Consider the following 291-nt stretch of genomic DNA (forward strand, 5'->3'; position numbering starts at 1 on the left):
TCGACCCGATCGTGCCGCGCTTCGCGCAGGTCCGCGCGGGGGCCGACGTGGCGGACGCGCGGGCGCAGACCGTGAACGCGGTGGCGACCGAGGCGCGCACGCGTCGCCTGATGGAGGGCGGCAACGTCACGCAGGCCCAGCTCGACGGCGCGGTGGCGAACCGCGACACCGCGCAGGCCCGCCTCGCCCAGGCCCAGGCGAGCCTCCAGAAGGCCCGCGACCAGATGGGCTACACCGAGCTGAAGGCCGACTTCGACGGCGCCGTCACCGAGCGCCGCGCGGGGGTGGGGC

The 291-nt window shown here is 77.0% G+C and carries 1 pseudogene; it reads left to right on the forward strand.

Features of this window, described 5'->3' with window-relative positions:
* Positions 1–291: pseudogene (locus tag ACLBXP_RS25890) on the forward strand (efflux RND transporter periplasmic adaptor subunit); the annotation flags it as partial.

Source organism: Methylobacterium sp. A54F, assembly GCF_053346035.1.